General features: G+C 56.0%; 12 protein-coding genes. 2 read left to right on the forward strand and 10 right to left on the reverse strand.

What is annotated here, in order from left to right; all coding sequences use genetic code 11:
• Window positions 1-35: 35 nt before the first annotated feature.
• Window positions 36-824 carry a molybdate ABC transporter substrate-binding protein gene (modA, locus tag ACQZ51_RS16365; RefSeq protein ID WP_448778799.1) on the reverse strand — a complete coding sequence of 263 codons (789 nt, stop codon included), beginning with the start codon at window positions 822-824 and terminating at the stop codon, window positions 36-38.
• A gap of 128 nt (window positions 825-952) precedes the next feature.
• Window positions 953-2,236, reverse strand: a complete 1,284-nt coding sequence (locus ACQZ51_RS16370) for an NAD(P)/FAD-dependent oxidoreductase (protein ID WP_448778740.1) — start codon at window positions 2,234-2,236, stop codon at window positions 953-955.
• Window positions 2,237-2,474: 238 nt separating this feature from the next.
• On the opposite strand from ACQZ51_RS16370, the gene ACQZ51_RS16375 reads away from it, so the two are divergent.
• Complete coding sequence (locus ACQZ51_RS16375; RefSeq protein WP_448778742.1) at window positions 2,475-2,711, forward strand: Lrp/AsnC ligand binding domain-containing protein; 237 nt, start codon at window positions 2,475-2,477, stop codon at window positions 2,709-2,711.
• Window positions 2,712-2,789: 78 nt separating this feature from the next.
• Here the strand turns inward: ACQZ51_RS16375 and ACQZ51_RS16380 are convergent, their stop codons facing one another.
• From ACQZ51_RS16380 to epmA, 3 genes are all read right to left on the reverse strand, one after another.
• On the reverse strand, window positions 2,790-2,981 hold the full coding sequence (locus ACQZ51_RS16380) for a hypothetical protein (RefSeq protein ID WP_042620115.1): 192 nt from the start codon (window positions 2,979-2,981) through the stop codon (window positions 2,790-2,792).
• Between the two features lie 380 nt (window positions 2,982-3,361).
• Complete coding sequence (locus tag ACQZ51_RS16385; protein ID WP_448778744.1) at window positions 3,362-4,414, reverse strand: lysine-2,3-aminomutase-like protein; 1,053 nt, start codon at window positions 4,412-4,414, stop codon at window positions 3,362-3,364.
• Entirely contained in the window at window positions 4,411-5,475 is a 1,065-nt protein-coding gene (gene epmA / locus ACQZ51_RS16390; protein ID WP_448778746.1) for an EF-P lysine aminoacylase EpmA, read from the reverse strand. Before epmA ends, ACQZ51_RS16385 begins: the two co-directional genes overlap by 4 nt.
• Before the next feature lie 227 nt (window positions 5,476-5,702).
• On the opposite strand from epmA, the gene efp reads away from it, so the two are divergent.
• Window positions 5,703-6,272 (forward strand): elongation factor P, encoded by a 570-nt coding sequence (efp, locus tag ACQZ51_RS16395; protein WP_042620118.1) that lies wholly within the window; start codon window positions 5,703-5,705, stop codon window positions 6,270-6,272.
• Between the two features lie 128 nt (window positions 6,273-6,400).
• On the opposite strand, the gene ACQZ51_RS16400 is transcribed toward efp, so the two are convergent.
• The 5 genes from ACQZ51_RS16400 to ACQZ51_RS16420 form a co-directional block, all read right to left on the reverse strand.
• The gene (locus ACQZ51_RS16400; RefSeq protein ID WP_448778748.1) at window positions 6,401-7,852 is read right to left on the reverse strand and encodes an efflux transporter outer membrane subunit; all 1,452 of its coding nucleotides are present in this window, start codon (window positions 7,850-7,852) and stop codon (window positions 6,401-6,403) included.
• A 141-nt stretch (window positions 7,853-7,993) separates the two neighbouring features.
• Entirely contained in the window at window positions 7,994-11,083 is a 3,090-nt protein-coding gene (locus ACQZ51_RS16405; protein WP_448778749.1) for an efflux RND transporter permease subunit, read from the reverse strand.
• A gap of 43 nt (window positions 11,084-11,126) precedes the next feature.
• A complete protein-coding gene (locus ACQZ51_RS16410; RefSeq protein WP_448778751.1) occupies window positions 11,127-12,347 on the reverse strand; it encodes an efflux RND transporter periplasmic adaptor subunit in 1,221 nt (406 codons plus the stop codon).
• A 146-nt stretch (window positions 12,348-12,493) separates the two neighbouring features.
• The gene (locus tag ACQZ51_RS16415; RefSeq protein ID WP_448778753.1) at window positions 12,494-13,153 is read right to left on the reverse strand and encodes a TetR family transcriptional regulator; all 660 of its coding nucleotides are present in this window, start codon (window positions 13,151-13,153) and stop codon (window positions 12,494-12,496) included.
• A 2-nt stretch (window positions 13,154-13,155) separates the two neighbouring features.
• The gene (locus ACQZ51_RS16420) at window positions 13,156-14,106 is read right to left on the reverse strand and encodes a phosphoribosylaminoimidazolesuccinocarboxamide synthase (protein ID WP_448778755.1); all 951 of its coding nucleotides are present in this window, start codon (window positions 14,104-14,106) and stop codon (window positions 13,156-13,158) included.
• Between the last annotated feature and the right edge of the window lie 297 nt (window positions 14,107-14,403).

Consider the following 14,403-nt stretch of genomic DNA (forward strand, 5'->3'; position numbering starts at 1 on the left):
CCACGGTCCCGCTCAAACGACCCTGATATCAGACCTTACTTCACAATCGTAAAGCCCTGCTTTTCAAAGAAGGGAGCGGCTGCTGAGGATTTCAGAAAATCGAGGTAGCCCTGTGTGGCGGGTTTTTTCGAGTCTGCCAGAATGGCTGCGGGATAAATGATAGGATCGTGGCTATCGTTTGGGAACGTGCCGACGATTGCAACGCCGGGATCGGCGGCGGCATCGGTCTGATAGACAATGCCATAAGGTGCTTCGCCGCGTGAAACGAGGAGGAGGGCGGCGCGGACGCTTTCGGCGCCTGCGACTTTGTTCTCGACGGAAGGCCATATGCCGAGCTTTTCAAGCGCAGCTTTGCCATATTTTCCGGCGGGAACGGTTTCAACCGCCCCCATGGCCAGCTTGTTTTCACCCAGACGCTGGCCAAGATCGAAACCCGGTTCGATCTTCACCTGTGTCGCCTGATCGGATGGTGCGATCAGCACCAGCTGGTTGCCGAAAAGATTGGTCCGGCTGTCCGCACGGATAAGCTTTTTGCCTTCCACATAATCCATCCACGCCAGATCAGCGGATATGAAAAGATCGGCAGGGGCGCCCGCTTCAATCTGCTTTGCCAGCGCTGAGCTTGCGGCATAGGAGGCCGTTACCGCGATGCCGGTTTTGCTCGACCATTCCGCATTGGCGGCATCCAGCGCATTCTTCATGCTGGCGGCGGCAAAGACAGTGAGCTTTTCCTGAGCCATCGCCGTGCCTGAAAGCCCAGCAGCGATGAGCCACGCGCTAAAAAGGGTCGCAAGTGTTTTTCTGGCGAGAACACGCCGGGACATTCCCATGGCCATACACCCTGTTTTCGAGAAACGCTGGAATAAGCCCACTTAAGCGTCATCCGTTATGTTTTCAAGGATATATCGATCATCGGGAAAGAATAGGATCACTTTGTGCTGTAAAGCAGTCTCTAGAACCGCTCTCCGGTAAAATGGGCAATCTGAGCGCCGGCTTCGTAATAGGCTTCTTTCAACGTCCGCAGGCTCTGCGCTTTCGGTGCGGTGATTGGCAGCGGAAGATCATCTTCGCGGATGTCACCCGCGACATGAGCCGCCAGCGTCTTGCCGAAAACAGTGCCGGGAGCAATTCCGCGCCCATTGTAGCCACAGAAGCCGACGATGTTTTTTGCGAATTTGTGGAAGCGTGGCACGGCATTGTCGGTCATGCCGATCTGGCCATACCATTCGCATTCGAAATCAATATCGCCCAGTTGCGGAAAAAGTCTTGCGAGAGACCGTTTGGCCCAGGCGCGGTGCACGGTGGTGCCGGTGTTGCGAAGGGATCCAACGCTGCCAAAGACAAGGCGTCCTGCCTGATCCATGCGGAAGGATGACAGGATCTCTTTGGTATCCCAGCAGCCTTCACGGCCTGGCAGAATGGTCTTTCGCACGTTATCGCCAAGGGGCCGTGTGGCGAAATTGAAATAGGGCAGATAGACTTGTTCCTCGCGGATGATGTTCCACGGTCCCGTGCTGTAAGCCTCGGTCGCCACGATGACCCAATCCGCCCGCACGCTGCCTTGCGTCGTCTTGACCACCCAACCGTCGCCATCTGCTTCACAATCGATAACAGGGCTTTCCGTGTAAATCGTTACCCCGGCGTTCTGCGCAGCCCGTGCCAGTCCGCGCACATAGGCAAGCGGTTGCAACGTTCCGGCGCGCTCATCCAGCAGCGCGCCGCTATAGGCGTTTGAGCCAACACGGGCCGCTGTTTCCTGCGCATCCAGAACTCTTACGGGAGCACCTCTTGCCGCCCACTGGGCGCAACGTTCGCGGACCTCCGCCAGCCCCTTTTCGCCAACGGCGCAGTGCAGCGTTCCATTTGTCTCCAGTTCGCAGGCAATGTCGTGTCTGCCGATGACGTCTCGGACAACAAAGGGCGCGTTGCCCAGAAGGTCGAGCAACCGCTCGCCATAAACGGGGCCCAGCACATCCGGCAGCTCCTTGGGCATGACCCACATTCCGCCATTGATCAGGCCGACATTGCGGCCCGCACCGCCAAAGCCGATGGACTTGGCTTCGACAACGATGACGCGGATGCCGCGTTCTGCCAGATGCAGGGCAGCGGAGAGGCCGGTAAAGCCTGCGCCCACCACGACGACATCGGCTGTCTCGCGCGTCTCAAGCGGGCTAGTCATCGGTGGCTCAGGCGCTGTCTTTTCCCAAAGGCCATGAGAGCGAGGATCGTTGTACATTGAAGTGCCCCACGGAAGCAGATGGTTTAAGCGCATGTCGCAACAGCCAGCTTACAGGCGCTGTGACAGTGTGAAAACCGACATCTCGTCATCATGTCATGCCGGGCACGAATATGAAGGCGAGATTGCAATGGGAATGACGGTCAGGCTTGAAACCTGCGTCCGGCTCGGCCAATAGTGCACCTACGTGAAGGAATGCGCTTAAGCGCTCACATCAACTGACGACGGGAAAGAAATCATGAAGCCCATTTTCGTTCAGCTTCAGTGCACACCCGGCAAGACTTACGACGTTGCCGATGCCATCTACAAGACGGAACTGGTTTCCGAGCTGTACTCCACCAGTGGGGAGTATGACCTTCTGTTGAAGATTTATCTGTCGCCGGAACAGGATCCCGGCAAGTTCATCAATGAAAACATCGTCAGCATTCCCGGCATTGTGCGCTCGCTTACGACGCTGACATTCACCGCGTTCTGATGCGGTTCTGAAGACGAAAAAAGGCGTTGTTCCCCTGGGGATCAACGCCATCTTTTCACATCGACCGAGGTGGCTGTTTCAGACCATTGCCGCGACTGTGCGGTTGCGCACGAGGTTGCGGATGGCAACACGAACGTCATCGGCGCTGTCGAAGCGCTGGTCGTCAAGGTCGTGCACGTGGAATTTTACAGCGATAAACTTCAAGCGGTTTTCGTCCGGCACAACAATGCCAACCGGCTCGCCTGCGAATTCAATAACTTGTCTTTGCATAATACATACTCCCGCCGTGGCTCGTCACAGCATTTCGTCGAATCGAATTTTTAAGAGTGGATGACTGTTAGGTCACATTCGACAGCAGCGGGAACACATCACTGTGCGGCCGGACCAGGCAAACCCTAGGCCAAGGATTGCGGCGATGCGTTTCAAGTTAGACATGACACTCTCCCTGCTCTGATGCTGATCTGGACATGGTGGAGAATCACTCTCCAACAGAAAGAACTGATACTCCAGATCAGTGGCGTAATCAATGAAGATCAATATAGGTAGAATATTTTTCTTTATGATGACAGGACAGGGGCGGAATTGTGAAATTTTTGTTTCTTTTGGCCCATTTGGTCAAGGCCCCGGAAAACCGCGATTTTCGGATGTCATCACGCGTCGTGCGGCGGATAGGCATGATCGTTTCCGTTGAAATCGGAAACCGTGTAGCAACCATCAGCATGTTTCGCGACCGCGGTCTGACTGATGACGGTTTTTCCGTGGCCGCCGGGAATATCCAGTACATAGGTTGGCTGGCACAGGCCTGATATGCGTCCGCGCAGCGCAGCTACGATTCTCTGCCCCTCTTCCATATCCAGCCGGAAGTGGCTAGTGCCCGGTGCAAGATCGGGATGGTGGAGATAATAGGGTTTGACGCGCGTTTCTACGAAGGCGCGCATGAGATCTGCCAGAACAGCAGGGTCGTCATTGATGCCTTTGAGCAGAACGGTTTGGCTGATCATGGCAATGCCAGCATCCACCAGCCGTGCGCATGCCGCCCGTGCATCTGCGGTGAATTCACGGGCATGGTTGGCGTGAAGCGCGACATATGTCGTCTTGCCACTGGATTTCAGCGCTTCGACCAGTTCCGCATCTACACGGTTAGGATCGACCACGGGAACACGTGTGTGAAAACGCACGATTTTGACATGGCTGATCGCTTTGAGACCCTCCATGATGGTGGCAAGCCTGCGGGGTGAGAGCACCAGCGGGTCGCCACCTGTGAGAATCACCTCCCAGATTTCCTCATGCGCTGCAATGTAGGACAGCGCCGCGTCCAGCTCATCGCTCGTCATGGTGCCATTGCCCTGCGGCCCCACCATTTCGCGGCGGAAGCAGAAGCGGCAATAGACCGGGCAGATATGGACGGCCTTCAACAGCACGCGGTCCGGGTAACGATGCACAATGCCGTGGACGGGGCTGTGGGCTTCATCACCAATCGGGTCGGCGCGCTCTTCCGGGGTGCTGAGAAGCTCTTTTTCGCTTGGAAGGAATTGCAGTCCGATCGGATCAAGCTTGTCCGTCTTGTCAATCAGCGCAGCCATGTCGGGCGTGACCGCTATGGCGTAACGTTCCGCGACCGGGCGAATGCGTTCAAGCTCCACCTCGTCCACCAGACCGGCGGCCAGTAGGTCCGCTGACGATTTGAGGCTGCGCACCGTCATGAGCCGTAGGCCGCAACGGGTGCCCACATGACGAGATCGATGCGTGGCGCGCCCGTGGCCAGCATGACCAGCCGGTCGAAACCAAGCGCGATGCCGCTTGCCTGCGGCATCACGGCCAGGGCGGCCAGAAAGTCTTCGTCTATCGGGTATGTTTCACCATAGATGCGTTGTTTTTCGCGCATCTCTGCTTCAAAGCGCAGCCTTTGTTCGGCAGCGTCGGTCAATTCACCAAAGGCATTCGCCAGTTCCACGCCGCAGGCGTAGAGCTCGAATCGCTCTGCAACGCGGCTATCGCCGGGAGAGCGACGCGCCAGGGCTGCTTCGCTGGTTGGGTATTCGTCAAGAATTGTCGCTCGGCCAAAGCCAAGCTGCGGCTCGACCCGCTCAACAATCACCCGGCTGAAGATGTCCGCCCAGCTATCATCATGGGAAATCCGGATGCCGGAGGATACCGCAAGTGCCGCGAGATGATCACGGTCGGTTTCGCCCGTTGCCGCGACCGTCGCCAGGAGATCGATCTGCGCATAGCGCGAAAACGCCTCGGCAACACTGATGCGTTCGGGCTCGAGGAAAGGATCGACCTCGCCATTGCGGTAGCGGAATGTTTTCGTTTTTGCGGTCTCGGCGGCAAGGCCCAGAAGCTGAGCGCTATCCCGCATCAATGTTTCGTAGGTTTCGCCCACACGATACCATTCCAGCATGGTGAATTCCGGGTGGTGGAGGGGACCACGTTCCCGGTTGCGGTAAACATGGGCAAAGCAGGCGATGCGCTGTTCGCCCGCTGCCAGCAGTTTCTTGCAGGCAAATTCAGGCGATGTATGGAGATAAAGAGGGACGTGTTCGGCGCTGGTCGTGATCCCGGTTGTGGCGAAAGCATGAAGGTGCGCCTCGTTTCCGGGCGAAATCTGCAACGTGGCCGTATCGACCTCGATAAAATCATGGGCAGCGAAGAAACCGCGAAATGCAGCCTGAATGGCGTTGCGGCCAAGCAGGAACGGCCGGCGATCCCTATGGACGTCAGGTGTCCACCAGGGAGAGGTCGTGTCGAGGCTGTTACCCATTCGCGGTCTTCTTCACGGTTGTTTCTTTCGCGGAGCAGAGGAAAATGCGCTCGGTTCTCTTCAATCATCGGAAAACCGCAACGCAGTTTTGCTTGAATGCTCTAGAAGGCTGGCCTTTGTCCCGAATTTAGGGTAGTTGCGCCCCATAAAACACACAAAACGTCCATCGGGTCGATGCAGCCGCGCGGTCCTTTACGACGCATTTCATTGAGTTACAAGGAAATCCTATGGTCAAGGTTATCGCCTCATCCGTGCGCAAGGGCAATGTCATCGACGTTGATGGCAAGCTTTACGTCGTTCTCAACGCCAATAACTTCCACCCTGGCAAGGGCACACCGGTGACGCAGGTCGATATGCGCCGCATCTCCGACGGTGTGAAGGTTGCCGAACGCTGGCGCACCACCGAGCAGGTCGAGCGCGCTTTCGTCGAAGACCTGAACTTCCAGTTCCTTTATGAAGATGGCGAAGGCTTCCACTTCATGAATCCTGAAAACTACGACCAGGTCGTCGTGGATACCGAGACAATGGGCGAGCAGAAGGCCTATCTTCAGGAAGGCATGACCTGCGTTCTGTCCATTCATGAAGGCATTCCGCTGGCCGTCATCTTGCCACGCCACGTGACGCTTGAAATCATGGAAACCGAGCCGGTCGTCAAGGGCCAGACGGCTTCGTCGTCCTACAAGCCTGCGATGCTGTCTAACGGTATCCGCACCATGGTGCCGCCGCATATCGACGCTGGCATTCGCGTTGTCATCGCGACTGAAGACAATTCCTACGTCGAGCGCGCGAAGAACTGATCTTCGCAGCAGTCGTTTTTTTCTAAAAAGCCCCGGAGCAATCCGGGGCTTTTTGTTGTTGTATGGCGCACAAAAATCCCGCAACTTTCGTTGCGGGATTGATGGTGACCAGACGCAGTTTGCGGCCTTTACATTCCCTTGGGAGTGTTGGCTGCAATGCGTGCGTTTGACGATGTGGTTGGCGCGCCGACCGCATAACCACCGCCCAATGCAACGCTGAGCGATACATAGTCCTGAGCGGTTTTCTGAACGGCTGTTGCAAGGTTTGCCTGAGCTGTCGAAACCTGACGCTGCGCATCGAGAACGTCGAGCAGAGACGAGGCGCCATCGCGGTAGCTGGCCGTCGCGAGCGACAGAGCTTCCTGATAGGAGTTGACGGTCTTGCGCAGCGCATCTTCCGTCTGCTTGTCGCGGGTTACGGCAGCAAGGGCGTTTTCAACTTCCTCGATACCGTTCAGCACAGTCGCCTTCCATACGAGATACTGCTCGCGGGCAGACGAATTGGCGATATCGACATTTGCGCGCAGGCTGCCGCCATCGAAGATCGGCAGGTTGAGGCTTGGTCCGAAGGACCACGAGTTCGATGTTCCGCTTCCGCGATTGTTGGCAATATTCACGAAACTCGGAGAAATGGAGCCGCTCAGCGTGATGCTTGGATAGAGACGCGATTCGGCAACGCCGATTTCCGCGACAGCAGCGGCTAGATTGCGCTCCGCCACACGGATGTCTGGACGGTTGCGGATCAGGTCAGCCGGAATGCCGGTGAGTGGTGCCTTGCGAGCGACAGGCTGACGAGCGCCACGCTGCAGTTCGACAACCAGCGAGGATGCTGGCATGCCGAGCAGGGTGGCAATGCGGTGTGCCGCCTGTCGGAAGCTGGTTTCCAGACCCGGCATGTCTGCGATTGTCGAGTTGACCAGGCCTTCTGACTGCACGACGTCGAGGCGCGACGCAGCACCGGCTTCAAGCTGAAGCTTCGTCAGGTCAAGCGTTTCGCGGCGGGATTTCAAGTTGGCGCGGGCAATGGCCAGACGTTCCTGATAATAGCGAACATCGATATAGGCTGCGACAACCGAGGAGATCAGCGTCAGGCGCTGAACGTCAGCCGTTGAATAGGCTGCGTCCAGAGAAGCACTCGCGCTTTCCTTGGAACGACGGTACTGGCCGAAAAGATCCAGCAGCCAGGATGCGTCAAGCCCACCAGCCGTGCTGTTGCGTACATTCGAACTGGTCGAAGGCAAGCTACCCTTGGTCTGCGACGTGATGTGGTTGGCGGAGCCTGTCAGGCTTGGAAGCGCGCCAGCACCGGCGACGGTAATCTGGGACTGTGCCTGATTGATTCGTTCGATGGCCTGGAGAACGGTTAGGTTCTGCGCCATGCCTGTTTCGACATATCCATTGAGACGGCTGTCGTTGAATGCATTCCACCATGCCACGGTTGCGACATCGCCATTGCTGGCTTTTCCGCCCTCGGCGAACTTGGCAGGAAGCTGAACCTCTGGTGCCTTGTGGTCTGGCCCGACGACACAGCCGGACAGAAGGAGCAAGGTCAGAGGAAGGGTAGCGCGAATGGACAGCATGGAGTGATCCCAATTTATTTCGGCGCACACAGCACCTTAGTCGAAACGAGCGTAGCGCAGTTATCGGCATTGAAAATGCGGCTTATAATAAGCAATATTCCTAACAGCCTATTCCTGCTTTGCTAGCCTATTTTTGGTTTGTTAACGATTAGATATTCGCCTGATGATGACGAAGAACGACGGAATGAAGAAAATTCCCAGCACTGTTGCAGAAAGCATACCACCCAGCACGCCGATACCGATCGCATTCTGCGCTGCGGAGCCCGCACCACTCGCGATCGCAAGCGGCACGACACCCAGAATGAAGGCAAGCGAGGTCATGATGATGGGACGCAATCTGAGCTTTGCGGCCTCTAGTGTTGCATCGAGCAGGGATAGTCCGTGCTCCTGGCGCTCCTTGGCGAACTCCACGATCAGGATCGCGTTTTTCGCGGCAAGACCGATGGTCGTCAACAGGCCCACCTTGAAGTAGACATCGTTCGATTGACCGAAGAAATGTGCCGCCAGCAAGGCGCCGAGTACGCCGACGGGCACGGCCATGATAACCGAGAAGGGGATCGACCAGCTTTCATAAAGTGCTGAAAGGCACAGGAAGACGATCAGAACAGAAAGGGCATAAAGCAGCGGCGCTTGCGATCCCGACAGCCGTTCCTGATAGGAAAGACCCGTCCAGGCCACCGAATAGCCGCCGTCCATTTCAGACACGATTCGCTCCACCTCGTTCAAGGCATCGCCAGAGCTGAGGCCTGGAGGGGCAGCACCTTCCAGCGAGAATGCGCTGGCCGCGTTGTAAGCGGAAACGGATGGCAGCCCGTTGACCCATTTTGCGGTGGTGAATGCGGTGAACGGCACCATCTCATTGCCTGAATTGCGCGCATTCCAGTATTTAAGGTCTTCGGCCTGCATGCGGTATGGCGCGTCCGACTGGACATAGACCTTCTTGATCTTGTTGTTGAGTGTGAAGTCATTGACCCGGCTGCCCGCAAAGATCGTCGTCAGCATGGTGTTAACTTCGGAGACGTTGAGGCCCATTGAGCCCAGCTTCTCCTGATCCAGCTCAAGCTTCACCTGGCTTTCCTGATCACGGTCATTGGCGCGCATCGCCGTGACCTTGCCGCTGGCATTTGCAGTCTGGATCAATTGTTTCGATGCGTTGACCAGTGCTTCGCTACCGCGGTTTCCACTATCAACCAGATACATGGAGAAGCCGCTGGAATTGCCCAGACCCTGAATGGCGGGAGGCAGGATCGGGAAGACCTGCGCTTCGCGGATTGTCATGAAGGTGCCCATTGCGCGTTGGACAATGGCCGAGGCCGCCATACTAGGCTCTGTTCGCTGATCGAAGTCCTTCAGCTTGGCAAAGACGAGAGCATAGCTTTGTCCGCTACCGGTAAAGCTGAAGCCGTTCACCGCAAAAATGCTGTCGATGGTGTCTTTTTCTTTGTCGAGATAAAAGTTCTCGACCTTCTCGATGACCTTCGCCGTCTGCGCGCTCGTCGAGCCGTTGGGCAGCTGGATGATGGTCATCAGAACGCCTTGGTCTTCCTGAGGAAGGAAGGACGATGGCAGCCGTGTGAAGAACCATGCGCAACCACCGATAATAATCGCGAACATCAGAAGCACGCGCAATGGCCGCTTCAGCAGATAGCCCACGGAATTCACATATCCAGTAGTTGTACGGTCGAAGTTACGGTTGAACCACGCGCCGGGACCACGGGTCTTCTTGTGATGATCAACCGGCTTCAACATCGTGGCGCAGAGCGCTGGTGTCAGCACGATGGCAACGACGGCAGAGAGCAGCATGGCAGACACGATGGTGACGGAGAACTGACGGTAGATGATGCCTGTCGAGCCGCCGAAGAACGCCATGGGAATAAACACAGCCGTCAACACGAGCGCGATACCGACAATGGCGCCGGTGATTTCGCCCATGGATTTCTCCGTGGCTTCCAGCGGGCTCAAGCCCTCCTCGGTCATGATGCGCTCGACGTTTTCGACAACCACGATCGCATCATCGACAAGCAGGCCGATTGCAAGAACCATGGCAAACATCGTCAGCGTATTGATCGAGTACCCGGTGAGCGCAAGAATGCCAAAGGTTCCGAGAAGCACCACAGGGACCGCAATCATTGGAATGAATGTGGCGCGCAGATTCTGAAGGAAGACCAGAAGCACAACGAAGACCAGCACGATGGCTTCGATCAGCGTGTGAACGACTTTCTCGATGGAGAGCGAAACGAAAGGTGTGGTGTCGTAAGGGTAGATGATCTTGACGTTTTCCGGCAGGGCTGACCCGATTTGCTCCAGCCTGGCTTTGACAAGAGCGGCGGTATCCAGCGCATTTGCGCCGGTGGCCAGGTTGACCGCGAAGCCGGACGCAGGCTGGCGGTTCGAGCGCGAGGTTGACGAGTAGCTTTCCTGGCCGATTTCAACGCGGGCAACATCACTCAGGCGAACATTGGCAGCGGTGTTATCGACCTTGAGAATGATTCGCTCGAAATCGGAAACGGTCGTTAACTGGCTTTGGGCCGTCATCGTCACGTTGATCTGCTGATCTTCCACGGAAGGCAGTCCGCCAACCGAGCCAACGGAGACCTGCGTGTTTTGCGATTGAATGGCCGAGGTGACATCAGCTGGTGTGAGCTGGAATTTCTTCAGCTTGAAAGGGTCGAGCCAGATGCGCATCGCATAAGCGGAGCCGAAGGCGTTGATATTGCCGACGCCTTCCAGGCGCTTCACCTGATCTGATATCTGCGTTGAAAAAATGTCGCCAAGATCAGCCGACGAGCGCTTGCCATCCGTAGACACAAGAGCACCAACGAGCAGGATACTTGAGGTCGACTTGGTGACCTGAATACCCAGATTTTGTACCACTGCCGGCAGCTGTGAGGTCACAAGCTGGAGCTTGTTCTGGACCTGAACCTGGGCAATGTCACCATTGACGCTGTTGTCGAATGTCAGGGTGATGCTCGCCGATCCTGTGGTGGATGACGAGTTCATATAGGTCAGACCGTCAAGACCGGTCATCCCGTCTTCGATGATCTGCGTGACGGTCTTGCGGACCGTATCGGCGCTGGCGCCGGTGTAGGTTGCGCTGATCCGGATCGTTGGCGGCGCAATCTCCGGATATTGCGAGATCGACAAGGTGCTGATGGCCAGCGCGCCACCCAGCATGATGACAATGGAGATGACCCAAGCGAAGATCGGCCGCCGAATGAAAAATTTTGACATATCTAGTTCCTGATCACGATGTTGCCGAGCATGTCTTCAGACATCATGATTTCGGCGCCGGAGCTGGAGCCGGGGCAGGCTGTGCCGCCTGCTTTTCTATGATGGAGCCCTTTTCATCGATCTCGACCGGTATGGGATTGACCACGGCGTTGTCCGTTATCCATTGAAAACCGTCTGCGATCAGCTTGTCGCCGTCCGCAACGTTGTCTGTCACAAGCCAGTTGTTTCCAGAGAGTTGGCTTGTGGTGAATGTCCGGGTCTCAACCTTGTTATCACCGGTAACGAACTTTGCTGTCAGCTCGCCATTGGCGTTGCGACCGGCCGCGCGCTGGGGAATAAGGTAGCCGATTTCCTTCCCGACCGTAATTGTGGCACGCACATACATGCCCGGAAGAATGACGTTGTCAGGATTGTCGAACAGAGTGCGGATGGAAACAGTGCCTGTCGTTGTGCTGACGGCCATTTCCGACATGTCGAGTTTACCCACGCCCGGATAGTCGGATCCGTCTTCCAGTGTTAGGCGAATATCCGTCGTTCCGCTATTGTCGCTGCGCTCCAGTTTGCCAGCCTTGATCGCAGACTGCAGACGCAGAAGGTTCACGCTGGATTCGTTCAACTGGATGTAAACAGGGTTGATCTGGCGCAGGGTGACGAGCGAATCGGCCTGACTGGCTGTAACGACGTTTCCGATCGAAAAGTTGGTGGCGGAGGTTACGCCGTCGAAGGGCGCACGAACTTCCGTCAGCGACAGGTTGATCTGGGCGGTCTGCAAGGTTGCGCGCGCCTGTGCAACGGAGGCTCTGGCCTGAAGCAATATGGTACGCGCATCTTCGAATTCTTTCTGGGAAGCGCCGCTGTTGGCAAGGCGCTCATAGCGCTGCAAATTCGCTTCAGCCGCTGGAACGCTGACTTCTGCGCGGTCGAGAGCGGCCTGAGCTTCCGCAAAGGATGCCTGGTATGTGTCGTCGTCGATTTTGTAGAGCAGGTCGCCTGACTTTACGAAGCTGCCTTCCTTGAAGGCAATCTGCTTTATGATGCCGCCTACACGCGGGCGAATGTCTGCTCTCTGGAACGCTTCCGCCCGGCCCGCAAGCAATGTTGTCAGCGGATAGTCACTCTTCTTCATGGAAACGACGCTAACCGGGGCAGGGGGGCGCTGCGCACCCTGTGCAGGAGCCTTCTTGGCTTCCTCACTGTCGCTACAGCCGACCACGACGCCTGCCATGAGCATGATGGTGAATAGAGGAGCTAGACGTCTTTTCATCGTTTTTCTCATGTTCAGCGGTCGAATCCCGGTTTGTCCGATGTCGAAGGCAAGCACCTAAAATGTGGTGCGATCAGGCGTATAAAGTTCTCATGGCGACAGCCACTATACAAATGGAATGAGTAAGTGACGTATAGAGGCTATCGTCACCTAGCAATCCCGTATTTCAAAGCGCCATCCAGAAATCTGACCAGTTCTTCGCAACGTGTTGCTAAAATGTCGACATCTTCATGGGCGATCAATGCCGGGTGCAGCACGCCGGTTAGCGCGTAGAGAGCCGTGCTCGCCGATTTCTCGACATCTGTCTGCTTATATATTCCGGCATTGATGCCGTCGGTTATGATGTCTGCCAGTTTTTGCGTGATGACTGTCTCATAATAACGGCCACATGCAAGCTCCCGCTTCGCAGTCATCAATACCATTTCGAAAATGTAAGGATTGTCGTTCAGGTCGCCTCGGTGATTTTCCATCAGATTGCGTGCAAGATGTCGCAGGCGGTCGATCGGCGCGTGGCCGGCGCCGAGTGGATGGATTTTTTGCTCGAGCAGACGGATCTGCTGAACGAATATCGCGTCAACAAGCGCGTTCTTTGAGTGAAAGTGCTTGAAGATGTTTGCGGGCGACATGCCGAGCGCCGCTGCGATATCTGCGATCGAGACCGCGCCGAAGCCACGGTCTCGAAACAATGTCTCCGTCATGGCGAGGATATCGCGTCGTGTCTCTTCAGCGGAACGACGCGGTCGTGCTTTGCGACCGGTCGTCTCGTTTTTGACCATTGATGAGGTCGGGACGCTCGTTTTCGTCACGCTCATTTTTCCTGGATATAGCGCTGGAGGTTGTGCCGCACGCGTTCAAAGGGAGATACGCCGCTATCATCGGGAATGAAGGCCTGACCGGTGATGCGTTCATATGCCTCTATATACACCTTCGAAGTCTGCAACCGCAGCTCCTCGGGAATTTCCGGAATATCGTCCGCATAGGGGTCGCAGCGTTCTGCCACCCATGAGCGGACAAAGTCCTTGTCGAAGCTATGGGGGCGGCTGCCTTCTTCGAAGGCCTTCTGATAGCTGTCAGCCATCCAGTACCGGCTGCTGTCTGGCGTATGGATTTCGTCGGCAAGAATGATGGTCCCGTTTTCATCGGTCCCGAATTCATATTTGGTATCGACCAGAATAAGCCCCTGCTTGGCTGCCATCTCCTGCCCACGCTGGAAAAGGGCCAGAGCGTAGCGTGACAGCGTCTCCCATTGAGCTAGCGTCAATAACCCCTTCTCAATAATTTCGGCTGGTGTCAGTGGTTCGTCGTGGCCGCCATCGAACTCCTTGCTGGTTGGCGTGATGATCGGCGTTGGTAAAACCTGATTGTCTTTCATGCCTTCCGGGAAGGTCACACCATACATGTCCCGCACACCCTTCTTATAGAGTGTGAGAATGGAGGTGCCGGTTGTGCCCGCCAGATATCCACGCACAACGATCTCGACCGGCAGAATGTCCAGCCGCTTGCCGACAACCACATTGGGGTCAGGATAGGAAACGACATGGTTCGGGCAAATATCGCTGGTGTGTTCAAACCAGTGGCGTGCCGTCTGGGTCAGAACCTGACCCTTATAGGGAATGCATGTCAGGATTCGGTCGAAAGCGCTGAGACGGTCGGTGGATATAATGATGCGGTTGCCATCTGGCAGGTCGTAATTCTCGCGCACCTTGCCTCGGTAATAGTGGGGAAATTCGGAAATGACGGCTTCGGCAAGAACACGCAAGGGATTGTCCAATCTCTCTATATAAGGGCGATAACTATCTCAGGCGTCCCTGAGAGCGTGGATCACCCTATCGCATGTTTTAGAGGGAAGGACCAGTATCGGGTTTTTGTGGGTTAAGAAGGGCGGTCAGCCAAACGATATCAAATAATCTTTTCTAAACAATCACTTAGTGTTTTTCTGTATTTTCTGTCGCGGGTGCTGTTGACTATATCAGGGGTGTAGTTCTATAAGTCCGCTCACTGACGAGGGCGGCGGCGCTGCTAGCGACGATGTCCTTCGTTCTAGAGAAAACCTGGA

It is taken from the genome of Agrobacterium sp. CG674, assembly GCF_053521645.1.